The sequence below is a fragment of the Enterobacter asburiae genome (assembly GCA_011754535.1).
Lineage (GTDB): Bacteria > Pseudomonadota > Gammaproteobacteria > Enterobacterales > Enterobacteriaceae > Enterobacter > Enterobacter cloacae_N.
Genome location: JAAQVN010000001.1, coordinates 3,987,488 through 4,009,877 on the forward strand (window position 1 = coordinate 3,987,488; position 22,390 = coordinate 4,009,877).

The following is a 22,390-nucleotide window of genomic DNA, read 5'->3' on the forward strand; positions in this document are numbered from 1 at the left end:
AGCCGGGTGGCGCTTACGCTTACCCGGCCTACAGTATGGCAAATAATTACTGATATTCGCTCATCGGTACGCAGGAGCAGAACAGGTTACGGTCGCCGTAGACATCATCAAGACGCTTCACGGTCGGCCAGTATTTGTTCGCCACGCCTGCCGGGAAGACGGCCAGCTCGCGGGAGTAACCGTGGTTCCACTCTGCCACCATCTCGTGCTGAGTGTGCGGGGCGTTAACCAGCGGGTTATCTTCCAGCGTCCATTCGCCGTCCTGCACGCGGTCGATCTCCATGCGGATGGCCAGCATCGCGTCGATAAAGCGATCCAGCTCGGCTTTGCTTTCAGACTCGGTCGGCTCCACCATCAGCGTCCCCGCAACCGGGAACGACATGGTTGGCGCGTGGAAGCCGTAGTCGATCAGACGCTTGGCGATATCCAGCTCGCTAATACCGGTCTGCTCTTTCAGCGGACGAATATCGAGAATGCACTCGTGCGCCACGCGACCGTCGCGGCCTGTGTAGAGCACCGGGAAGGCGGACTTCAGGCGAGTCGCAATGTAGTTAGCGTTCAGGATCGCCACCTGGCTCGCCTGCTTCAGCCCTTCCGCGCCCATCATGCGGATGTACATCCAGCTGATTGGCAGGATAGAGGCGCTACCGAACGGTGCCGCAGAGACCGCGCCCTGACGGGTTAGCATGCCTTCAATCTGCACCACGCTGTGGCCCGGCACAAACGGTGCCAGGTGCGCTTTCACGCCGATTGGGCCCATGCCCGGGCCGCCACCGCCGTGCGGGATGCAGAAGGTTTTGTGCAGGTTCAGGTGCGACACGTCCGCGCCAATAAAGCCCGGAGAGGTAATGCCCACCTGAGCGTTCATGTTTGCGCCGTCGAGGTAAACCTGACCGCCAAACTGGTGCACCACTTCGCACACTTCACGGATGGTCTCTTCGTATACACCGTGGGTGGACGGGTAGGTCACCATGATGCAGGAGAGCTTGTCGCCCGCCTGTTCGGCTTTCGCACGCAGGTCTGCCAGATCGATGTTGCCGTTCTTATCGCACGCCACGACCACCACTTCCATGCCCGCCATCTGGGCAGAGGCCGGGTTGGTGCCGTGAGCAGAACTTGGGATCAGGCAGATATCGCGGTGTCCTTCGTTGCGGCTTTCATGATAGTGACGGATCGCCAGCAGGCCCGCGTATTCGCCCTGTGCGCCGGAGTTCGGCTGCATGCAGAGCGCGTCATAACCGGTCAGCTTCACCAGCCAGTCGGAAAGCTGGTTGATCATCATATGATAACCTTCCGCCTGCTCTGGCGGGCAGAACGGGTGTAGTTCGGAGAACTCAGGCCAGGTGATAGGGATCATCTCTGCCGCGGCGTTCAGCTTCATGGTGCAGGAGCCCAGCGGGATCATCGCCTGGTTCAGAGCCAGATCCTTGCGCTCAAGAGAGTGCATATAGCGCATCATCTCGGTTTCGCTGTGGTAGCGGTTGAACACCGGATGGGTCAGGATCGCGTCAACACGCAGCATGCTTTCCTGAATGGAGCGGCTGTCGAGCGCGACCTCTTTGTCGAGCGCATCAATGTCCAGACCGTGCGCGTCACCCAGCAACACGCTGAACAGGTTCAGAATATCGTCACGGGTGGTACTTTCATCCAGCGTAATGCCGACCGCGTTGTGGATGTCGCTGCGCAGGTTGATCTCTGCCGCATTCGCACGCGCCAGCACCGCCGCTTTGTCCGCCACTTCCACACACAGAGTGTCGAAGTAGTGAGCGTGGCGCAGCTTGAGGCCTTTCTGCTGCAGACCACAGGCCAGAATATCGGCCAGGCGGTGAATGCGGCTGGCAATGCGCTTCAGGCCAGCCGGGCCGTGGAACACGGCGTACAGGCTGGCGATGTTTGCAAGCAGCACCTGGGAGGTACAGATGTTGGAGTTCGCTTTCTCGCGGCGGATATGCTGCTCGCGAGTCTGCATCGCCATGCGCAGGGCGGTGTTACCGGCAGCATCTTTTGAGACGCCGATAATGCGGCCAGGCATGGAGCGTTTGAATTCATCTTTCGCGCCGAAGAACGCCGCGTGCGGGCCGCCGTAGCCCATCGGCACGCCAAAGCGTTGCGCAGAGCCGAAGACAATATCCGCGCCCTGTTTGCCCGGCGCCGTCAGCAGCACCAGCGCCATAAAATCGGCGGCAACGCTGACAACCACTTTGCGGGACTTCAGCTCGGCAATCAGCGTGCCGTAGTTGTGTACTTCACCCGTCGTACCTACCTGCTGCAGCAGTACGCCGAAGACGTCCTGGTGATCCAGCACTTTGTCAGCGTCGTCGACGATCACGTCAAAGCCGAAGGTTTCCGCACGGGTGCGCACCACGTCCAGCGTCTGAGGATGCACGTCCGCCGCCACGAAGAAGCGGTTAGCATTTTTCAGCTTGCTGACGCGTTTTGCCATCGCCATTGCTTCGGCGGCAGCGGTGGCTTCATCCAGCAGCGAGGCGGAGGCAATATCCATACCGGTCAGATCCAACGTCACCTGCTGGAAGTTCAGCAGCGCTTCCAGACGGCCCTGGGAGACTTCTGGCTGATACGGGGTGTAAGCGGTGTACCAGCCCGGGTTCTCCAGCATGTTGCGCAGGATAACCGGCGGCAACTGCACGTTGGTGTAGCCCATGCCAATGTAAGACTTATAGCGCTTGTTCAGGCCTGCGATAGCCTTCAGCTCCGCCAGCGCGGCGAATTCCGTGGTGGCTTCCCCCACCTGAGGCGGCGTGGCAAGCTGGATGTCTTTTGGCACAATCTGGCCGATCAGTGCGTTTAATGAATCCGCGCCAACTGTCTTCAGCATCTCCTGCTGTTGCTGAGCATCCGGCCCAATGTGACGTTCAATGAAGGCGCCACGGTTTTCAAGCTGGCTTAAAGTCTGTGTCATGAGCGATGGTTCCTGAAACGTGCAGTGAATTTAAGTTCCCTCTCCCTCTGGGAGAGGGTTAGGGTGAGGGGAAGACTGGCACCCTCACCCCTGCCCTCTCCCAGAGGGAGAGGGGGATAAACAATTACTCGTCTTCTAACAATGCTTCGTACGCGGTCGCATCCAGCAGCGCGGCAACCTGAGATTCGTCGCTGGCTTTGATCTTGAAGATCCAGCCGCCTTCATACGGCTCGCTGTTCACCAGCTCTGGCGAATCACTCAGCGCGTCGTTGACGGCAACGATTTCGCCGCTCACAGGAGCGTAGATGTCAGATGCCGCTTTTACGGACTCCGCCACGGCGCAGTCGTCGCCCGCGCTAACGGTCGTGCCCACGTCAGGCAGGTCAACAAACACCATGTCGCCCAGCAGCTCTTGCGCGTGCTCAGTGATCCCTACGGTGTAAGTGCCGTCCGCCTCTTTGCGCAGCCACTCGTGTTCTTTGCTGTATTTCAGTTCTGCTGGCACATTGCTCATTGAAGTTCTCCTGATAAAAATGATTAGGCGACCGGCTTACCGGCGCGAACAAAAATCGGTTTGGTCACGTGGACCGGCATTTCGCGGTTGCGGATCTGTACCACCGCCGTGTCGCCAATGCCCGCCGGCACGCGTGCCAGTGCAATACTGTAGCCCAGCGTCGGGGAGAAGGTGCCGCTGGTGATCACGCCTTCGAGATGATTGCCGTCGGCATCGGTGAAGCGCACTGGCAGTTCGCCGCGCAGCACGCCTTTTTCCTTCATCACCAGCCCCACCAGCTGTTCGGTACCCTTCTCGCGCTGCATCTCCAGCGCTTCACGGCCAATAAAGTCACGGTCAGCCGGTTCCCATGCGATGGTCCAGCCCATGTTGGCGGCCAGCGGAGAGACGCCTTCGTCCATCTCCTGGCCGTAGAGGTTCATACCCGCTTCAAGACGCAGGGTATCGCGCGCGCCCAGGCCCGCTGGCTTCACGCCCGCTTCCACCAGCGCACGCCAGAAATCAGCGGCCTTCTCGTTTGGCATCGCAATTTCGTAGCCCGCTTCACCGGTGTAGCCGGTAGTGGCGATAAACAGATCCCCCGCCTGCACGCCGAAGAACGGCTTCATGCCCTCTGTGGCTTTGCGCTGCTCGTCGTTAAACAGAGAGGCGGCTTTCGCCTGCGCGTTTGGCCCCTGCACAGCGATCAGCGACAGATCATCACGGACGGTGATGTCGATGGCATAAGGTTCAGCGTGTTGGGTGATCCAGGAGAGGTCTTTTTCGCGGGTGGCGGAGTTTACAACGAGGCGGAAGAAATCTTCAGTGAAGTAATAGACGATGAGGTCATCAATCACGCCGCCCGAAGCATTCAGCATGCCGGTATAGAGAGCTTTACCCGGCGTCTTCAGTTTGGCGACGTCGTTTGCCAGCAGATAACGCAAAAACTCCCGGGTGCGGCTACCGCGCAGGTCGACAATCGTCATATGGGACACGTCGAACATACCGGCATCGGTGCGCACCGCGTGGTGCTCATCAATCTGCGACCCGTAGTGCAGCGGCATCATCCAGCCGTGGAAGTCCACCATGCGGGCGCCGCATAACACGTGCTGTTCGTACAAAGGAGTCTGTTGAGCCATCTTGTCCTCGTTGAAAAATTCACCGTGAAACCCGGTATCGGCCTCGTTCCCGAATGCCGACGCAAACGTTCTCTTTTACCTGAACTTACCACCGAAACCGGCGGTTAACCATAAGGTAAAACGGGTCATCACATTAGCTTATGACCAAAAAACGCTGAAAAGCCTACAGAGTTATTCACTGGAAAAATGCGATTAACCCCGCACAAAATTAACAATGATCTAACAGGATTTAGCACATGGTGATATTTCGTGCGGAAAAACGGGCCGGATTTCCGTAACAAGAAAAACACGACATTAGATTATCTAATGCGAAAAATGACGTGAAATTAGAATATTTCAAACGAGGGGATTTCCCCGGCGCAGAGGCCGGGAAATTATAGTGTGACGGGGGTCAATATTATTTAAGCCAGTCCGGCAGGTCGTTAAGACCCATCGCCTGACGAAGAAGTTGCGGTTTGACGCCAGGAAGGGTATCTGCGAGTTTAAGACCGATATCGCGCAGCAGTTTCTTCGCCGGATTTGCCCCGGCAAACAGCTCGCGGAAGCCCTGCATCCCTGCCAGCATCATCGCCGCACTGTGCTTGCGGCTGCGCTCGTAGCGACGCAGGTAGAGATGCTGACCGATATCTTTGCCTTCACGATGCAGGCGGCGCAGTTCCTCAACCAGCTCCGCCGCGTCCATAAAGCCGAGGTTGACGCCCTGCCCGGCCAGCGGATGAATGGTATGCGCGGCATCGCCCACCAGCGCCAGACGATGCGCGGCAAACTGGCGCGCGTAGCGGCCGGTTAACGGGAACACCTGACGCTCGCTTTCAAGCGTGCACAGGCCAAGGCGGTTATCAAACGCCACGCACAGCACCTGGTTAAAGGCCTCGGGCGTCGCCTCCTGCATCTGCTGCGCTTTTTCCGGCACTAAGGACCAGACAATCGAGCACAGGTGCGGATCGGCAAGCGGCAGGAAGGCCAGAATACCGTCGTTGTGGAAAATCTGCCGGGCCACGCCGCCGTGCGGCTCTTCGGTACGGATTGTTGCCACCATCGCATGATGGCGGTAATCCCAGTACGTCAGCGGGATATCGGCTTTATTACGCAGCCAGGAGTTTGCGCCGTCGGCACCGACCACCAGACGCGCGGTCAGCATGTCGCCGCTTTGCAGGGTGATAAACGCCTCGTTTTCGCCCCACGCCACCTGCTGGATCTGCGCAGGCGCGACCAGCGTCACGTCGCTGCACAGCTCTGCTTTCTGCCACAGCGCGTGATGGATCACCCCATTCTCAATGATATGGCCCAGATGGCTATAGCCCATACTTTCATCATCGAAGGCAATATGGCCAAAGCTGTCTTTGTCCCACACTTCCATGCCGTGATAGCAGCTGGCGCGCTGGGCGACGATATCTGACCAGACGCCGAGACGCGTCAGCAGCTTTTCGCTGGCCGCGTTAATCGCCGAGACGCGGAGTTCTGGCGGGGCATCAGGTGCGACGGGCTGAGGCGGCTTTTGCTCCAGCACCGCCACGCGCAGTCCGCTACCCTGCAATCCACAGGCCAGCGCCAGCCCAACCATTCCGCCGCCAACGATGGCAACATCAACATTTTGCACGGTGATAACTCCTTAACGCGCAACCCAACCCAGGGTCCGCTGCGCCAGCACGTCACGTGCCGGAATGAACAGTTCCATCGCCATCAGCCCGAGGTTGCGGCCAGCAACCAGCGGCGCCCAGCGATTGGCAAAGAGATGGACTAAACCATCGGTGACGCCAATTGTCGCCTCTTTATCGGCCTGGCGTCGCGTCTGGTAATGGCTTAGCACCGGGTAAGCGCCACAGTCTTTTTGTTCGCTCCACGCCTGCGAAAGCGTTTCGGCAAGGCTCATCACATCCCGCAGGCCGAGGTTAAAGCCCTGGCCGGCGATGGGGTGGAGGGTTTGCGCCGCATTGCCGACCAGCGCCACGCGGTGAGAAACAGACTGTGATGCCGTGGTTAACGACAGCGGATAGACCGCACGTTTCCCGGCATGGGTAATACGCCCCAGCCGCCAGCCAAAGGCTTTCTGCAGCTCGCTACAAAAGCGTTCGTCGGACCAGGCCTTAACCTCTTCGGCTTTATCCTGCGGGTGGCACCAGACCAGCGAGCAGCGCCCGTCCGTCATAGGCAGCATCGCCAGCGGACCGTGCTGGGTAAAGCGTTCAAATGCCCGGCCGTTGTGTTCTGCTGCGGTCGAGACGTTCGCAATGACCGCGACCTGCCCGTAAGGCTGCTGTCGCCACTCTACGCCGCACTGGGTGCCGAGCGCCGAGCGCGACCCGTCCGCCGCAACCAAAAGCTGTCCATCGAGCACAATGCCATTATCCAGCGTTACGCTGACCGCCTCTTCACTGCGGGTGAAGCTGGCAACGCGTGCCGGGCAGTGCAGCGTAACGCCCGGCGCGTCCTGCAACAGGCGGAACAGGCGCAGGCCAATATCGTGCAGTTCAACGACCTGACCCAGCGCGTCAATACGGTAATCGTGGGCATCCAGCGTCACAAACCCGGCATGGCCGCGATCGCTCACGTGCACGGTATTAATGGCGGTGGCGCAATCGGCGATGGCCTGCCAGATGCCAATCCGGGACAGCTGCTGGCAGGTGCCCTGCGCCAGGGCAATGGCGCGGGAATCAAAACCAGGGTGATTCTTCGCATGCGGCGCGACGGCTTCAACCAGATGCACCGGAAGCTGCCCCTTCGTTAAATGCGAGACAGCCAGTGCCAGCGTGGCGCCGGTCATGCCGCCGCCAACGATAATCACGCTCATACGCGCGCCGCTGCCATCAGCGCCTCGATATCGTCCGCTTTTTTCACCACGCTCGCGGTCAGGTTTTCGTTGCCGGTTTCGGTGATGACGATGTCGTCTTCAATACGAATGCCGATTCCGCGGTATTCCTCTGGCACGTCGGCATCCGGCGCGATGTACAGACCCGGCTCGACGGTCAGCACCATGCCCGGCTCCAGCACGCGTGAACGTTCAGGGGCGTATGCGCCCACGTCGTGCACGTCCAGCCCCAGCCAGTGGCTCAGGCCGTGCATAAAGTACGGACGATGGGCATTCTCGGTAATCAGGGTGTCCACGTCGCCTTTCAGAATGCCGAGCTTCACCAGCCCGGTCACCATGATGCGCACGACTTCGCCGGTCACCTCCTGAATAGAGGTGCCTGGCCGATACAGCGTGAGCGCCGTCTCAAGTGACTCGAGAACGATGTCATAAATTGCCCGCTGCGCCGGTGAAAATTTACCGTTCACCGGGAAAGTACGGGTGATGTCGCCCGCATAGCCCTGATATTCGCAACCGGCGTCAATCAAAACCAGATCGCCGTCGCGCAGCGCGCTTTCGTTTTCGGTGTAGTGCAGAATGCAGCCGTTTTCCCCACCGCCAACGATGGTGTTGTAGGACGGGAAGCGCGCACCGTGACGGTTAAATTCGTGATGAATTTCGCCTTCCAGCTGATATTCGAACATCCCGGGACGGCATTTTTCCATCGCGCGGGTGTGCGCCAGCGCGCTGATTTCGCCCGCACGGCGCATCACGTTCAGCTCTTCTTCAGATTTGAACAGGCGCATCTCGTGCACTACCGGACGCCAGTCCGTGAGGGTGGCGGGCGCGGACAGGTTCTGGCGCGAGCCTTTGCGCAGCTTATCCAGCGCGGTGAAAACAATCTCATCGGCGTAAGCATATTCGCCCTGCGCGTGGTAGAGCACGTCGAGGCCGTTTAGCAGCTGATAGAGCTGCTGGTTGATTTCGCTAAATGCCAGCGCACGGTCAACGCCCAGCTTTTCCGGTGCGGCCTCTTGCCCTAAGCGGCGGCCAAACCAGATTTCAGCGGTTAAGTCTCGTACGCGGTTGAAAATCACGCTGTGGTTATGGGTGTCATTGCTCTTAATCAGCACCAGCACCGCTTCCGGTTCGTTAAAGCCGGTGAAGTACCAAAAATCGCTGCTCTGGCGATAGGGGTATTCGCTGTCGGCGCTGCGCGTCACCTCTGGCGCGGCAAAAATCAGCGCCGCGCTGCCCGGCTGCATGTTTGCCAGCAGCGCCTGACGACGGCGCAAATACTCTTGTTGCGAGATAACCATGACACCCTCCTGTGCGTTATTTTTCTTAATGTAAGGTTGGCTTGCGAACTTCCGGCGCGGTCGGCTGCGAGCGCGTAAAGTTGTCGTGGCACAGCAACGCCGCCACGCGCACGTACTCGATAATTTCTTCGAGAGACATCTCCAGCTCTTCCTGGTCTTCCTCTTCATCGTAGCCGAGCTGGGCAATGTTACGCAGATCGTCGATCGCTTCACCCGCTTCGCCGGTGACTTTATCAAGCTTAGGCTGCGTCACGCCCAGCCCCAGCAGATAGTGGTTTACCCAACCTGCGAGCGCATCGGCACGATCGAAGACGCTGACATCGTCACCTTCAGGCAGATAAAGCTGAAAAAGGAAGCCATCGTCTTCCAGCGAATCGCTGGTGGCCGCGTGCATTTTTCGCAGCGCTTCCGCCAGTTCGTGGCCAAAAGCCAGCCCTTCGTTTGTGAGGTCGTGGATCAGCGGCTGCCATGAGCTGTCGCTGTTTCCGCCGCACAGTATGCCGCTGATCAGACCGTGCATTTCGGCAGGGGTAAGACCGACTCCCTGCTGGTTCAGTAACTGGTTTAAATCCTTGTAACCAGGCATTTCGTTCTGTATAGACATACGCATTCGTCATCAAAGGGAGGATATTCATGGTATGCTACCACTTTGGACCCTGGTGATACCAGAAAAGGGCTTGTATCTTCACATCAGGGTAGCTATAGTGTCGCCCCTTCGCAGCCCCCGGGGCAGTAAGCGAAGGCAGCGCAGTCAATCAGCAGGAAGGTGGCATGTCTGCACAACCCGTCGATCTCCAGATTTTTGGCCGTTCACTGCGAGTGAATTGTCCGCCTGAACAAAGGGATGCTTTGAATCAGGCTGCGGACGATTTGAATCAGCGGTTGCAAGATCTAAAAGAACGCACTAGAGTCACAAATACTGAGCAGCTGGTTTTCATCGCCGCGTTGAACATCAGCTATGAACTGACTCAGGAAAAAGCGAAGACCCGCGACTACGCGGCTAGCATGGAGCAGCGCATTAAAATGCTCCAGCAGACCATTGAACAGGCGTTGCTTGATCAAGGTCGCAATCCCGAAAGACCGGGACCAAAGTTTGAATAACACTTCTCAGTTGACTATGGTAGAGTAACTGTGAAGACAAAATTTCTCTGAGATGTTCGCAAGCGGGCCAGTCCCCTGAGCCGATATTTCATACCACAAGAATGTGGCGCTCCATGGTTGGTGAGCATGCTCGGTTCGTCCGAGAAGCCTTAAAACTATGACGACACATTCACCTTGAACCAAGGGTTCAAGGGTTACAGCCTGCGGCGGCATCTCGGAGATTCCCTCTTTCTTCTTCTACCCACTACCATGACTCAATTCCCTGAAGTTTCTGCCTCACGCCAGGATATCCGTCAGCTTATTCGCCAGCGTCGTCGCGCGCTTACGTCCGAGCAACAAGCACACTTTGCGCAGCAGGCCGCAGCCCGCATGATGGCGTATCCGCCAGTGGTAATGGCGAACACGGTCGCTCTGTTTCTGTCGTTTGATGGCGAGCTGGATACCCAGCCGCTTATCGACCAGCTCTGGCGCGCCGGAAAGAAGGTTTATCTGCCGGTACTGCATCCGTTTAGCCAAGGTAATTTGCTGTTTCTACACTACCACCCGCACAGCGAGCTGGTGGTAAATCGTCTGAAAATTACCGAACCGAAACTCGACGTGCGCGACGTATTACCGCTGTCCGAGCTGGACGTGCTGATTACCCCGCTGGTGGCGTTTGATGAACAGGGCCAGCGTTTAGGTATGGGCGGCGGTTTCTATGACAGAACGCTGCAAAACTGGCAGGAGTACGGGCTACAGCCGGTGGGTTATGCGCATGATTGCCAGGCTGTAGAGGCCCTGCCGGTGGAGAAATGGGATGTGCCGTTACCGGCTGTGGTGACGCCCAGTAAAATCTGGGTCTGGTAGAACAAAGCCGGGTGGCGGCTATGCCTTACCCGGCCTACATAAATCCTCGGGCATTGTAGGTCGGGTAAGCGTAAGCGCCACCCGACACCACAAACCACACTATCAGTAAAGCAAGCGCGCGCGAATCGTCCCCGGAATAGCCTTCATGCTCTGCAGCGCTTTCTCGGCAACGTCTTCATCGGCTTCAATATCGATAACCACATAACCCATCTGCGAGTTGGTTTGCAGATATTGAGCGGCGATGTTGACGCCCTGCTCGGCAAAGATCTGGTTGATGGCGGTCAGCACGCCAGGACGGTTTTCGTGGATGTGCAGCAGACGGCGACCGCCGTGCAGCGGCAGAGACACCTCCGGGAAGTTCACCGCAGAGAGCGTTGAACCGTTGTCGGAATATTTGCTCAGCTTGCCCGCCACTTCCAGACCGATATTCTCCTGCGCTTCCTGAGTAGAACCACCGATGTGTGGCGTCAGGATCACGTTGTCGAACTCGCACAGCGGAGAGTTAAACGGATCGCTGTTGGTCGCAGGCTCCGTCGGGAATACGTCGATGGCTGCCCCCGCCAGATGCTTACGCTTCAGCGCATCGCACAGCGCAGGGATATCGACCACCGTACCGCGCGCGGCGTTGATCAGCAGAGAGCCCGGCTTCATCAGCGCCAGCTCTTCCGCACCCATCATGTTTTTGGTAGAGGCGTTTTCCGGCACGTGCAGGCTGACTACGTCGCTCATGTTCAGCAGGTCAGAGAGATGCTGCACCTGCGTCGCGTTACCCAGCGGCAGCTTGCTTTCGATATCGTAAAAGTAAACGTGCATTCCCAGCGACTCCGCCAGGATCCCCAGTTGGGTACCGATGTGGCCGTAGCCGATGATACCCAGCTTTTTACCACGGGCTTCGTATGAGCCCGCAGCCAGTTTGTTCCACACGCCGCGGTGCGCTTTGGCGTTAGCTTCCGGAATACCGCGCAGCAGCAGCAGCAGTTCGCCAATCACCAGTTCCGCCACGGAACGGGTGTTCGAGAACGGCGCGTTAAAGACCGGGATACCGCGTTTTGCGGCAGCGTTCAGGTCGACCTGGTTGGTGCCGATGCAGAAACAGCCAATGGCAACCAGCTTTTCCGCCGCGGCAATCACGTCTTCAGTCAGGTGGGTACGGGATCGCAGGCCAATGAAGTGGGCATCACGGATGGCGGCTTTCAGCTCTTCCGTATCCAGCGCACCTTTGTGAAATTCGATATTGGTGTAACCCGCCGCACGAAGGCTATCAAGCGCTTTCTGATGCACGCCCTCGACCAGCAGGAATTTAATCTTGTCTTTCTCCAGTGATACCTTTGCCATTTCCCCGACCCTGTTTTTATCTGAACTGATGTTGTGCTGGATTGAAATCCGCTGTAGCCAACATATCAAAAAAAACTATTGCAGCAATATGAACGTTTGCGTCGGCACTCTGAAGAAAAGTCATACAGGGCTAAATGGCAGAGTAAAATGCTGAGGAAATCTACAAACGTGGCAGGATCGGCAAAAGAGGCGGAAAAGCGTGACACAAGTCACCAAATTTAGCTTTTCAAAAATTTTTTAGCGGGGGGAGCACTCCCCCCGTCAGATCATTTTACGATGGTTTTGACGCCGTCGGCCGTACCTATCAGTGCCACGTCCGCGCCGCGGTTGGCAAATAACCCTACGGTAACAACGCCTGGAATGCCGTTGATGGCGTTTTCCAGGGCAATCGCGTCGAGAATTTCCAGGCCGTGAACGTCGAGGATGACGTTACCGTTGTCGGTGACCACGCCCTGACGGTATTCCGGACGGCCACCCAGCTTCACCAGCTGACGGGCAACCGCACTGCGCGCCATCGGGATCACTTCGACCGGCAGCGGAAAATTACCCAGAATGTCGACCTGCTTGGAGGCATCCGCGATGCAGATGAACTTGTCCGCAACCGAGGCGATGATCTTTTCACGGGTCAGCGCCGCGCCGCCGCCTTTGATCATCTGCATATGGCCGTTGATTTCATCCGCACCATCAACGTAAATGCCCAGACGATCCACTTCGTTGAGATCGAAAACGGTAATGCCGAGGCTTTTCAGCTTTTCCGTGGACGCATCGGAGCTGGAAACCGCGCCCTCGATCTGCCCCTTCATCGTGCCCAGTGCATCGATAAAGTGCGCCGCCGTTGACCCCGTACCAACACCGACAATGGTCCCTGGCTGTACGTACTGGAGAGCGGCCCATCCTACTGCTTTTTTCAGTTCATCCTGCGTCATGATCGTTTTGCCTGTGGTGTGAAAACTCAGGGCGCATTATAGAACACGTCGAATGGATTTCGTCTGCCAGGAAGGGAAAATTGTGTCATAGTGCAGATTAAGCAAAATTAAGGAGCCAGCCAGAGCAATGAAACGTCCGGACTACAGAACACTACAGGCACTTGATGCAGTTATTCGTGAACGTGGCTTTGAGCGCGCAGCGCAAAAGCTGTGTATCACCCAGTCCGCCGTATCACAGCGTATCAAACAGCTTGAAAACATGTTCGGGCAGCCGCTGCTGGTGCGTACCGTGCCGCCGCGCCCAACGGAGCAAGGGCAAAAACTTCTCGCCCTGCTGCGTCAGGTTGAGCTGCTGGAAGACGAATGGCTGGGTGACGAACAAACGGGCTCCACGCCGCTGCTGCTCTCGCTGGCGGTCAACGCCGACAGTCTGGCAACCTGGCTGCTGCCTGCCCTTGCGCCGGTCCTGGCCGACTCCCCTATCCGCCTGAATCTCCAGGTTGAAGATGAAACCCGCACCCAGGAGCGCCTGCGTCGCGGCGAAGTGGTGGGGGCAGTCAGTATTCAGCCGCAGGCGCTGCCAAGCTGTCTTGTCGATCAGCTGGGCGCGCTGGACTACCTGTTCGTGGGTTCAAAAGCCTTTGCGGAGCGCTACTTCCCGAACGGCGTCACCCGCGCAGCGCTGCTGAAAGCGCCGGCCGTGGCGTTCGACCATCTGGACGATATGCACCAGGCATTTTTGCAGCAAAACTTTGACCTGCCGCCGGGCAGCGTGCCGTGCCATATCGTCAACTCGTCCGAAGCCTTTGTGCAGCTTGCGCGTCAGGGCACAACCTGCTGCATGATCCCGCACCTGCAGATTGAGAAAGAGTTGAAAAGCGGTGAGCTGATTGACCTAACGCCGGGGCTGTATCAGCGCCGGATGCTCTACTGGCACCGTTTTGCGCCGGAAAGCCGCATGATGCGCAACGTTACTGACGCGCTGCTGGCGTTTGGGCATAAGGTGTTGAGACAGGATTAATCGCTTGAATTCCCTCTCCCTGTGGGAGAGGGTTAGGGTGAGGGCAAACTACTGCGCCTTAGCCGCCTCAGTTTGCTGAGTTTGAGTTGGCTCCAGCTGGAACACCACATCCACCTGATCGTCGAACTGAATGGTTGGCTGCTCATAGGTTTCCTGAGCGGACACCGGGGCTGCATCAGCCTTCATCATCCGTACCATCGGGCTTGGCTGGTAGTTAGAGACGTGGTAACGCACGCTGTATACCGGGCCGAGCTTGCTCTTAAAGCCGGACGCCAGCTGCTCTGCCTGATGGATTGCATCATTAATCGCGGCTTTACGCGCTTCGTCTTTGAATTTCTCCGGTTGCGCAACGCCCAGCGACACCGAACGAATTTCGTTCAGGCCAGCCTTCAGCGCGCCGTCCAGCAGTGAATTCAGCTTGTCCAGCTGACGCACGGTCACTTCAACAGCACGCACGGCGCGGTAGCCTTTCAGGATGCTTTTGCCGTTCTGGTAGTCGTAATCAGGTTGAGTACGCAGGTTCGCGGAGTTGATATCTTTTTTACCTACACCGTTCTGCTCGAGGAAAGAGAGATATTGCGCAACACGATCGTCCGCCTGCTTCTTGGCGGAGGCCGCATCTTTCGCAGCGACATTGACCTCAATTGCCAGGGTTGCAATATCCGGTACCGCGTCCACGCTTGCGGTGCCTGACGTGACGATGTGCGGGCCATCCGGCAATTCACTTGCCTGCACCGACACCGCACCGAAACTCACTAATGCCGCCAGGGCCATCACTTTAAACTTCACTGTCATTCCTCCATGTTGCGAAGAGTGCCCCAACAACAGGGCGCATGCCAGCAAGCTTAGCGGGTCTTGTTCAATTGTCCATAAGACAACGCTTAGTTGAGCAATCCCTGTACATGATGAATGCCCTCCTTCGCCAGCTGGAAAGCGATAAACCACATCACCAGACCGACCAGCGTGTTAATGATGCGCTGCGCTTTGGCAGTCCGCAGCCGCGGAGCCAGCCACGCAGCCAGGATCGCAAGACCGAAGAACCAGAGGAAAGAGGCGCTGACCGTACCGAGCGCAAACCAGCGTTTGGGCTCAACGTCCAGCTGCCCACCCAGGCTACCCAGCACCACGAACGTATCAAGGTAAACGTGCGGGTTAAGCCAGGTGACCGCCAGCATGGTGACAATGATCTTCCAGCGCCCCTGCTTCATCACTTCGGCGCTCGCCAGCTCAAGATTGCTGCTCATGGCGGTTTTCAGGGCGCCGAATCCGTACCACAGCAGAAACGCCACGCCGCCCCAGGTTACCAGCGCCAGCAGCCAGGGGGACTGCATCAGCAGCGCGCTGCCGCCGAAAATCCCGGCGCAAATCAGCAGCAGATCGCTCACCGCGCAAAGCAGGGCAATCATCAGATGATACTGGCGGCGGATGCCCTGATTCATGACGAACGCATTTTGCGGACCGAGAGGGAGGATCATGGCCGCACCTAAGGCAAGCCCTTGAAAGTAATAGGATAACATGACGAAATTCTCACAGTGTTGTTCTGGAAGCCGACTATACTGCGCGAATCACATTAGAGGAAATTGATAATATTAATTGGGGATTAGCGGCGCTTATAAAAATAAAGCCCGGTGTCACTAGCGCTTACCGGGCCTACGGGTGAAGTTATTCCGCTTCTTTAACTTTTTTGACGTTTACGTCCATCTGCGGGTACGGGAAGCTGATGCCGTTGGCATCGAAGTCGCGCTTAATGCGCTCCAGCACGTCCCAGTAAACATTTTGCAGATCGCTGCTTTTGCTCCAGATACGCACCACGAAGTTAATCGATGACGCGCCCAGTTCGTTCAGGCGAACCGTCTGCTCTTTGTCTTTCAGAATGCGGTCGTCAGAAGCGATGATGTTCGCGATCAGCGACTTCACCTGATCGATATCTGAATCATACGCCACGCTGATGATGAGCTCGTTACGACGCACCGGCTCGCGGGAAAAGTTAATGATATTGCCCGCGATGATTTTCCCGTTCGGCACCACCACGATACGGCCGTCGACGGTACGCAGGGTGGTAGAGAAAATCTGCACCTGCAGCACGGTGCCGGCAATGCCGCCCAGATCAACGTATTCGCCGGAGCGGAACGGACGGAAGGTCACCAGCAGCACGCCTGCCGCCAGGTTTGAAAGCGAGCCCTGCAGCGCCAGACCAATAGCCAGACCGGCGGCACCGAGAACGGCAATAACGGAGGCGGTCTGCACGCCCACACGGCCCAGCGCCGCAATCAGCGTAAAGGCGATAATGCCGTAGCGCACCAGTGCGGAGAGGAAGTCAGCCACCGTGGCGTCAATGTGACGGGCCAGCATTACGCGGTTAACCGCGTTCGATACGATACGCGCCACGATCATCCCGACGATAATGATCGCAATTGCCGCAACGATGTTCACGGCATAGCTCAGCAGCAGCGCCTGGTTGCGCACCAGCCAGTTACCGGCGTGATTGATGCTGTCTACAACATCGAGTTGTTCCATTTATTCTTCCTTTTGTTAAACCAAAACACTAAATCCATCCCCCATGGAGACAGGCAGGTCAGTAAAGGGTAAACAAAAAGCGCATGTTTTGCCAAACAGATCACAAAATCAGATGTTGCAGCATGTTGAAAATGCATAAAAAAAGGCCCGCATTTGCGGGCCTTCCGATGCTGTTAGCAGCTCAAATTACAGAACGTCGATCGCGTTCAGTTCTTTGAAAGCCTGCTCCAGACGAGTCACCATGGACGTCTGCGCTGCGCGCAGCCATACGCGTGGATCGTAGTATTTCTTGTTCGGCTGGTCTTCGCCTTTCGGGTTGCCCAGCTGGCCCTGCAGGTAAGCTTCGTTGGTTTTGTAGTACTGCAGGATACCGTCCCATGTTGCCCACTGGGTGTCGGTATCGATGTTCATTTTCACTACGCCGTAGCTTACGGAGTCTTTGATTTCCTGAGCAGAAGAACCGGAACCGCCGTGGAAGACGAAGTTCAGGCTGTTGTGCGGCAGGTTGTGTTTTTTGGAAACGTATTCCTGAGAATCACGCAGGATGGTTGGAGTCAGAACCACGTTACCTGGTTTGTAAACGCCATGGACGTTGCCGAAGGACGCTGCGATGGTGAAGCGTGGGCTGATTTTGCTCAGCTCGGTGTAAGCGTAATCAACGTCTTCTGGCTGGGTGTACAGTGCAGAAGCGTCCATGTGGCTGTTGTCCACGCCGTCTTCTTCACCGCCGGTGCAACCCAGTTCAATTTCCAGGGTCATGTCCATTTTGGCCATGCGCGCCAGGTATTTAGAGCAGATTTCGATGTTTTCGTGCAGTGACTCTTCAGACAGGTCGATCATGTGAGAAGAGAACAGTGGCTTACCGGTTGCCGCGAAGTGTTTTTCACCCGCGTCCAGCAGACCGTCGATCCACGGCAGCAGTTTCTTCGCGCAGTGGTCAGTGTGCAGGATAACCGGAACACCGTAGTGCTCAGCCATCTGGTGTACGTGATGTGCACCGGAGATAGCGCCCAGGATTGCAGCACCCTGAGGAATGTCAGTTTTCACGCCTTTACCTGCGATGAACGCAGCGCCACCATTAGAGAACTGAACGATAACTGGCGCTTTAACTTTAGCAGCAGTTTCCAGTACGGCGTTGATGGAGTCGGTACCTACGCAGTTAACTGCTGGCAGAGCGAAGTTGTTTTCTTTAGCTACCTGGAACACTTTCTGTACGTCATCACCAGTGATAACGCCAGGTTTTACGAAATCAAAAATTTTAGACATGTTGCTTAGTCCTGTATCTTCGGCCGTTAGAAAAGGTGCGAGCTCTTAGAAGCGCGCTGAAAATTGGGCAGGTTTCCCTGCCCTTGAATGGCTTACTTCTTAGCGCGCTCTTCGAGCATTGCTACTGCTGGCAGTACTTTACCTTCCACGAATTCGAGGAATGCGCCGCCACCAGTGGAGATGTAGGAGATTTTGTCAGCGATACCGAACAGGTCGATTGCTGCCAGGGTGTCACCACCGCCTGCGATAGAGAACGCTTCGCTGTCTGCAATAGCGTTAGCAACGATTTCAGTCCCTTTGCGGAAGTTCGGGAATTCGAACACGCCAACAGGACCGTTCCACAGGATAGTTTTTGCGTTTTTAAGGATTTCAGCCAGTTTCTGTGCAGAAACGTCGCCCAGGTCCAGAATCTGCTCTTCATCTTTGATGTCGTTTACAGATTTCAGGGTCGCGGTAGCGGTTTCGGAGAACTCGGTCGCCACGCGAACGTCAGTTGGAACCGGGATATCACAGGTACCCAGCAGGCGTTTGGCTTCGTCAACCAGGTCTGCTTCGTACAGGGATTTACCCACGTTGTGGCCCTGAGCAGCAACGAAGGTGTTCGCAATACCACCGCCGACGATCAGCTGGTCAGCGATTTTAGACAGGGAATCCAGAACGGTCAGTTTGGTAGAAACTTTAGAACCACCAACGATAGCCACCATTGGACGAGCAGGCTCTTTCAGCGCTTTACCCAGCGCTTCCAGTTCGTCGGCCAGCAAAGGACCGGCGCACGCTACGTCTGCGAATTTACCGATACCGTGGGTAGACGCCTGCGCACGGTGAGCTGTACCGAACGCATCCATCACGAATACGTCGCACAGTGCAGCGTATTTTTTGGACAGGGTTTCGTCGTCTTTCTTCTCGCCTTTGTTGAAGCGAACGTTTTCCAGAACCACCAGTTCACCGGCAGCCACTTCAACGCCGTCCAGATAATCTTTCACCAGGCGAACTGGGTTGGACAGTTTGTCTTTCAGGTAATTAACAACTGGCAGCAGAGAGAACTCTTCGTTGTACTCGCCTTCGGTTGGACGGCCCAGGTGGGAGGTGACCATCACTTTAGCGCCCTGCTTCAGAGCCAGCTCGATGGTTGGCAGAGATGCACGGATACGCGCGTCGCTGGTCACTTTGCCATCTTTAACCGGTACGTTCAGATCGGCACGGATGAAAACGCGTTTACCAGCCAGATCCAGATCGGTCATCTTAATTACAGACATGGTGAATCCTCTCGTTGATTCTTAAAGTTTTGCAGACGCACGATGCGTCTTACCTGAAACCTTGAGCGGCCATTGCTAACGTGGTGTCGAGCATCCGGTTAGCAAAGCCCCATTCGTTATCACACCAGACCAGCGTCTTGATAAGGTGCGCGCCACTGACTCGCGTCTGCGTGCCATCGACGATGGCGCTGTGCGGGTCGTGGTTAAAATCTACTGAGACCAACGGTAATTCCGTATAGTCAACTATACCATGAAATGCTCCCTGTGCCGCTTTTTGCAGCAACAGGTTGACTTCACAGGCTTTTACCGGTTTTTTCACCGTCACGCTGAGGTCAATTGCCGTCACGTTAATTGTCGGGACACGCACGGCAATCGCTTCAAAACGGTCATTAAACTGCGGGAAAATTCGGGTGATCCCTGCCGCCAGCTTTGTGTCCACCGGAATGATTGACTGGCTCGCCGCGCGCGTGCGTCGTAAATCCGGATGGTAAGCGTCGATAACCTGCTGATCGTGCATGGCGGAGTGAATCGTGGTCACGGTGCCGGATTCAATGCCGTACGCATCGTCTAACAGTTTGATGACCGGAATAATGCAGTTGGTGGTGCAGGAGGCGTTGGAAACGATGAGGTGTTCAGCCTTCAGCTCATGCTGGTTGACGCCAAACACGACGGTCGCGTCGAGATCGTTACTGCCGGGATGAGAAAACAGGACTTTTTTTGCGCCAGCGGCCAGATGCGCTTCGCCGTGTTCGCGGTTACCGTAAACACCGGTGCAGTCGAGCACCACATCCACGCCCAGTTCCCGCCAGGGTAGTCCTGCAATACTGCTCTCATGCAGTACGCGAATCGCGTCGTCACCGACAAACAGCTGCTCTCTTTCCTGGCGAACATCCCAGGCAAAACGGCCGTGGCTGGTGTCATATTTCAACAAATGCGCCATGCCCGCAGCATCCGCCAGTTCGTTGATTGCCACCACGGTGATTTCCGCACGACGCCCGGATTCATATAAAGCACGAACCACGTTGCGCCCGATGCGACCGAAGCCATTAATCGCTACGCGTACGGTCATAGATCTCCTGCAAAGCTATCCCTGAGTTTGAGGTGGCTGAAAGAGTAATCCAGCTACGCCCGAAGGGGAATCCTTGCTATCACAAACTGCGATTGATTGGTCAATTGTCGAACATTTAATCGACTGAAACGCTTCAGCAAGAATAAGCGAATCGAGGAATAAAAGGAATGTCTGTCCAGATGAATAAGCGCGCTATATGACTTGCGTCACATTTTTGGTGGAATAATTTACGCCGAGATAAAAGCAAAACGGTAACCGAAAGGTTACCGTTTTTAGTGTTTGCACCCTCTCCCGTGGGAGAGGGCCGGGGTGAGGGCATCAGCCCGCACCGTACAAGCGATTACAGCAGCTCTTTCGCCTTAGCGACAACGTTCTCAACGGTGAAGCCGAACTCTTCGAACAGCTGTTCTGCCGGAGCAGACTCACCGAAGGTGGTCATACCGACGATAGCGCCGTTCAGGCCCACGTATTTGAACCAGTAGTCAGCGATACCCGCTTCCACTGCCACGCGAGCGGAAACCGCTTTAGGCAGTACGGATTCGCGGTAAGCGGCATCCTGCTTGTCGAACGCGTCGGTAGACGGCATGGAGACCACGCGCGCTTTCACACCTTCGGCAGTCAGTTTTTCCCACGCTGCAACAGCCAGTTCAACTTCAGAACCGGTGGCAATGAAGATCAGCTGTGGCTGGCCCGCGCAATCTTTCAGCACGTAACCACCGCGCGCGATGTTCGCCAGCTGCTCTGGCGTGCGTTCCTGCTGCGCCAGGTTCTGACGGGAGAGGATCAGCGCGGTTGGACCGTCCTGACGCTCAACGCCGTATTTCCACGCCACCGCGGATTCAACCTGGTCACATGGACGCCATGTGCTCATGTTCGGGGTCACGCGCAGAGAAGCCACCTGCTCTACCGGCTGGTGAGTTGGGCCATCTTCGCCCAGACCGATGGAGTCGTGGGTGTAGACCATCACCTGACGCTGTTTCATCAGCGCGGCCATACGCACGGCGTTACGTGCATATTCCACAAACATCAGGAAGGTAGAGGTGTACGGCAGGAAACCACCGTGCAGGGAGATACCGTTCGCGATAGCGGTCATACCGAATTCACGTACACCGTAATGGATGTAGTTACCGGCAGTATCTTCGTTGATTGGCTTAGAACCAGACCACAGGGTCAGGTTAGATGGCGCCAGGTCAGCGGAGCCGCCGAGGAATTCAGGCAGCAGAGGACCGAACGCTTCAATCGCATTCTGAGACGCTTTACGGCTCGCGATTTTAGACGGATTCGCCTGCAGCTTTGCGATGAATTCGTTGGCTTTCGCGTCGAAGTCAGACGGCATATCGCCTTTCATACGACGGGTGAATTCAGCCGCTTCCTGTGGGAACGCTTTCGCATAGGCAGCGAACTTCTCGTTCCAGGCCGCTTCTTTCGCCTGGCCCACTTCTTTTGCATCCCACTGGGCATAGATCTCAGACGGGATTTCGAATGCAGGGTATTTCCAGCCCAGCGCTTCACGGGTCAGTGCGATTTCCGCGTCACCCAGCGGTGCGCCGTGGGAGTCATGGGTGCCCGCTTTGTTCGGAGAACCGAAGCCGATGATGGTTTTGCACATCAGCAGGGACGGTTTGTCGGTCACTGCGCGCGCTTCTTCTACTGCACGTTTAATCGAGTCAGCATCATGGCCATCAACGCCACGCACAACGTGCCAGCCGTAAGCTTCGAAACGTGCTGCAGTGTCGTCAGTGAACCAGCCTTCAACGTGACCGTCGATGGAGATGCCGTTGTCGTCATAGAACGCAACCAGTTTACCCAGCTTCAGGGTACCGGCCAGGGAGCACACTTCGTGAGAAATGCCTTCCATCATGCAGCCGTCGCCCAGGAAGGCGTAGGTGAAGTGGTCCACGATGTCATGGCCAGGACGGTTGAACTGCGCCGCCAGGGTCTTCTCAGCAATCGCCATACCCACAGCGTTAGCAATACCCTGACCCAGCGGGCCGGTGGTGGTTTCTACACCAGCGGTGTAGCCCACTTCCGGGTGACCTGGAGTTTTGGAGTGCAGCTGACGGAAGTTTTTCAGCTCTTCGATAGGTAGATCGTAGCCGGTGAGATGCAGCAGGCTGTAGATCAGCATAGAGCCGTGGCCGTTAGACAGCACGAAACGGTCGCGGTCAGCCCATGCCGGGTTCTGCGGGTTGTGGTTAAGGAAATCACGCCACAGGACTTCGGCGATATCAGCCATACCCATAGGGGCACCCGGGTGGCCGGACTTGGCTTTCTGTACTGCGTCCATGCTCAGCGCACGAATAGCATTAGCAAGCTCTTTACGTGAGGACATTTTAACTCCAGATCGGACTGTTAAAGGCCATGCCCTTGACGACAGCGCGTTTTGGGCTACGC

19 protein-coding genes and 1 other RNA gene are annotated in these 22,390 nt (G+C 56.6%); 4 read left to right on the plus strand and 16 right to left on the minus strand.

What is annotated here, in order from left to right:
• Positions 1 to 46 precede the first annotated feature (46 nt).
• The 7 genes from gcvP to HBM95_18905 all read right to left on the minus strand — a co-directional run bounded on the left by gcvP (position 47) and on the right by HBM95_18905 (position 9,263).
• Positions 47 to 2,920, minus strand: a complete 2,874-nt coding sequence (gene gcvP / locus HBM95_18875; GenBank protein NIH44971.1) for an aminomethyl-transferring glycine dehydrogenase — start codon at positions 2,918 to 2,920, stop codon at positions 47 to 49.
• 124 nt (positions 2,921 to 3,044) lie between these two features.
• Entirely contained in the window at positions 3,045 to 3,434 is a 390-nt protein-coding gene (gene gcvH / locus HBM95_18880; GenBank protein NIH44972.1) for a glycine cleavage system protein GcvH, read from the minus strand.
• A 23-nt stretch (positions 3,435 to 3,457) separates the two neighbouring features.
• Positions 3,458 to 4,552 (minus strand): glycine cleavage system aminomethyltransferase GcvT, encoded by a 1,095-nt coding sequence (gcvT, locus tag HBM95_18885; protein NIH44973.1) that lies wholly within the window; start codon positions 4,550 to 4,552, stop codon positions 3,458 to 3,460.
• Positions 4,553 to 4,949: 397 nt separating this feature from the next.
• Positions 4,950 to 6,152 carry an FAD-dependent 2-octaprenylphenol hydroxylase gene (ubiI, locus tag HBM95_18890; GenBank protein NIH44974.1) on the minus strand — a complete coding sequence of 401 codons (1,203 nt, stop codon included), beginning with the start codon at positions 6,150 to 6,152 and terminating at the stop codon, positions 4,950 to 4,952.
• A gap of 12 nt (positions 6,153 to 6,164) precedes the next feature.
• Entirely contained in the window at positions 6,165 to 7,343 is a 1,179-nt protein-coding gene (gene ubiH, locus HBM95_18895; GenBank protein NIH44975.1) for a 2-octaprenyl-6-methoxyphenyl hydroxylase, read from the minus strand.
• Entirely contained in the window at positions 7,340 to 8,653 is a 1,314-nt protein-coding gene (gene pepP / locus HBM95_18900) for a Xaa-Pro aminopeptidase (GenBank protein ID NIH44976.1), read from the minus strand. The genes ubiH and pepP overlap by 4 nt, the downstream gene beginning before the upstream one ends.
• Positions 8,654 to 8,684: 31 nt before the next feature.
• A complete protein-coding gene (locus tag HBM95_18905; protein ID NIH44977.1) occupies positions 8,685 to 9,263 on the minus strand; it encodes a YecA family protein in 579 nt (192 codons plus the stop codon).
• A 167-nt stretch (positions 9,264 to 9,430) separates the two neighbouring features.
• Here HBM95_18905 and zapA point away from each other — a divergent pair, with 167 nt between their 5' ends.
• The 3 genes from zapA (at position 9,431) to HBM95_18920 (ending at position 10,606) form a co-directional block, all read left to right on the plus strand.
• Positions 9,431 to 9,760 carry a cell division protein ZapA gene (gene zapA / locus HBM95_18910; protein ID NIH44978.1) on the plus strand — a complete coding sequence of 110 codons (330 nt, stop codon included), beginning with the start codon at positions 9,431 to 9,433 and terminating at the stop codon, positions 9,758 to 9,760.
• A gap of 41 nt (positions 9,761 to 9,801) precedes the next feature.
• A non-coding RNA gene (gene ssrS, locus HBM95_18915) (6S RNA) lies at positions 9,802 to 9,985 on the plus strand.
• A 24-nt stretch (positions 9,986 to 10,009) separates the two neighbouring features.
• Positions 10,010 to 10,606 carry a 5-formyltetrahydrofolate cyclo-ligase gene (locus HBM95_18920; protein ID NIH44979.1) on the plus strand — a complete coding sequence of 199 codons (597 nt, stop codon included), beginning with the start codon at positions 10,010 to 10,012 and terminating at the stop codon, positions 10,604 to 10,606.
• A 102-nt stretch (positions 10,607 to 10,708) separates the two neighbouring features.
• On the opposite strand, the gene serA is transcribed toward HBM95_18920, so the two are convergent.
• Both serA and rpiA read right to left on the minus strand, forming a co-directional pair.
• Complete coding sequence (gene serA, locus HBM95_18925; GenBank protein NIH44980.1) at positions 10,709 to 11,941, minus strand: phosphoglycerate dehydrogenase; 1,233 nt, start codon at positions 11,939 to 11,941, stop codon at positions 10,709 to 10,711.
• Positions 11,942 to 12,207: 266 nt separating this feature from the next.
• Entirely contained in the window at positions 12,208 to 12,867 is a 660-nt protein-coding gene (gene rpiA, locus HBM95_18930; GenBank protein NIH44981.1) for a ribose-5-phosphate isomerase RpiA, read from the minus strand.
• Positions 12,868 to 12,994: 127 nt separating this feature from the next.
• Here rpiA and argP point away from each other — a divergent pair, with 127 nt between their 5' ends.
• The gene (gene argP / locus HBM95_18935; GenBank protein NIH44982.1) at positions 12,995 to 13,888 is read left to right on the plus strand and encodes a DNA-binding transcriptional regulator ArgP; all 894 of its coding nucleotides are present in this window, start codon (positions 12,995 to 12,997) and stop codon (positions 13,886 to 13,888) included.
• 48 nt (positions 13,889 to 13,936) lie between these two features.
• Here argP and HBM95_18940 read toward each other — a convergent pair whose 3' ends face one another.
• From HBM95_18940 to tkt, 7 genes are all read right to left on the minus strand, one after another.
• Complete coding sequence (locus HBM95_18940) at positions 13,937 to 14,677, minus strand: oxidative stress defense protein (GenBank protein NIH44983.1); 741 nt, start codon at positions 14,675 to 14,677, stop codon at positions 13,937 to 13,939.
• A gap of 92 nt (positions 14,678 to 14,769) precedes the next feature.
• Positions 14,770 to 15,405 carry an arginine exporter ArgO gene (gene argO / locus HBM95_18945; GenBank protein ID NIH44984.1) on the minus strand — a complete coding sequence of 212 codons (636 nt, stop codon included), beginning with the start codon at positions 15,403 to 15,405 and terminating at the stop codon, positions 14,770 to 14,772.
• A 145-nt stretch (positions 15,406 to 15,550) separates the two neighbouring features.
• The gene (gene mscS / locus HBM95_18950; protein NIH44985.1) at positions 15,551 to 16,405 is read right to left on the minus strand and encodes a small-conductance mechanosensitive channel MscS; all 855 of its coding nucleotides are present in this window, start codon (positions 16,403 to 16,405) and stop codon (positions 15,551 to 15,553) included.
• Between the two features lie 186 nt (positions 16,406 to 16,591).
• A complete protein-coding gene (fbaA, locus tag HBM95_18955) occupies positions 16,592 to 17,671 on the minus strand; it encodes a class II fructose-bisphosphate aldolase (protein NIH44986.1) in 1,080 nt (359 codons plus the stop codon).
• A gap of 92 nt (positions 17,672 to 17,763) precedes the next feature.
• Positions 17,764 to 18,927 (minus strand): phosphoglycerate kinase, encoded by a 1,164-nt coding sequence (pgk, locus tag HBM95_18960; GenBank protein ID NIH44987.1) that lies wholly within the window; start codon positions 18,925 to 18,927, stop codon positions 17,764 to 17,766.
• A 49-nt stretch (positions 18,928 to 18,976) separates the two neighbouring features.
• Positions 18,977 to 19,996 (minus strand): erythrose-4-phosphate dehydrogenase, encoded by a 1,020-nt coding sequence (gene epd / locus HBM95_18965; GenBank protein ID NIH44988.1) that lies wholly within the window; start codon positions 19,994 to 19,996, stop codon positions 18,977 to 18,979.
• Positions 19,997 to 20,336: 340 nt separating this feature from the next.
• Positions 20,337 to 22,328 (minus strand): transketolase, encoded by a 1,992-nt coding sequence (gene tkt / locus HBM95_18970; GenBank protein ID NIH44989.1) that lies wholly within the window; start codon positions 22,326 to 22,328, stop codon positions 20,337 to 20,339.
• Positions 22,329 to 22,390: the final 62 nt, after the last annotated feature.

What these genes read in the sequence shown, in the direction of transcription:
- gcvP (NIH44971.1), bottom strand. Translation starts at nt 2,920, where the DNA reads ATGACACAGACTTTAAGCCAGCTTGAAAACCGTGGCGCCTTCATTGAA.
- gcvH (NIH44972.1), bottom strand. Translation starts at nt 3,434, where the DNA reads ATGAGCAATGTGCCAGCAGAACTGAAATACAGCAAAGAACACGAGTGG.
- gcvT (NIH44973.1), bottom strand. Translation starts at nt 4,552, where the DNA reads ATGGCTCAACAGACTCCTTTGTACGAACAGCACGTGTTATGCGGCGCC.
- ubiH (NIH44975.1), bottom strand. Translation starts at nt 7,343, where the DNA reads ATGAGCGTGATTATCGTTGGCGGCGGCATGACCGGCGCCACGCTGGCA.
- HBM95_18905 (NIH44977.1), bottom strand. Translation starts at nt 9,263, where the DNA reads ATGTCTATACAGAACGAAATGCCTGGTTACAAGGATTTAAACCAGTTA.
- zapA (NIH44978.1), top strand. Translation starts at nt 9,431, where the DNA reads ATGTCTGCACAACCCGTCGATCTCCAGATTTTTGGCCGTTCACTGCGA.
- HBM95_18920 (NIH44979.1), top strand. Translation starts at nt 10,010, where the DNA reads ATGACTCAATTCCCTGAAGTTTCTGCCTCACGCCAGGATATCCGTCAG.
- serA (NIH44980.1), bottom strand. Translation starts at nt 11,941, where the DNA reads ATGGCAAAGGTATCACTGGAGAAAGACAAGATTAAATTCCTGCTGGTC.
- rpiA (NIH44981.1), bottom strand. Translation starts at nt 12,867, where the DNA reads ATGACGCAGGATGAACTGAAAAAAGCAGTAGGATGGGCCGCTCTCCAG.
- argP (NIH44982.1), top strand. Translation starts at nt 12,995, where the DNA reads ATGAAACGTCCGGACTACAGAACACTACAGGCACTTGATGCAGTTATT.
- argO (NIH44984.1), bottom strand. Translation starts at nt 15,405, where the DNA reads ATGTTATCCTATTACTTTCAAGGGCTTGCCTTAGGTGCGGCCATGATC.
- mscS (NIH44985.1), bottom strand. Translation starts at nt 16,405, where the DNA reads ATGGAACAACTCGATGTTGTAGACAGCATCAATCACGCCGGTAACTGG.
- fbaA (NIH44986.1), bottom strand. Translation starts at nt 17,671, where the DNA reads ATGTCTAAAATTTTTGATTTCGTAAAACCTGGCGTTATCACTGGTGAT.
- pgk (NIH44987.1), bottom strand. Translation starts at nt 18,927, where the DNA reads ATGTCTGTAATTAAGATGACCGATCTGGATCTGGCTGGTAAACGCGTT.
- epd (NIH44988.1), bottom strand. Translation starts at nt 19,996, where the DNA reads ATGACCGTACGCGTAGCGATTAATGGCTTCGGTCGCATCGGGCGCAAC.
- tkt (NIH44989.1), bottom strand. Translation starts at nt 22,328, where the DNA reads ATGTCCTCACGTAAAGAGCTTGCTAATGCTATTCGTGCGCTGAGCATG.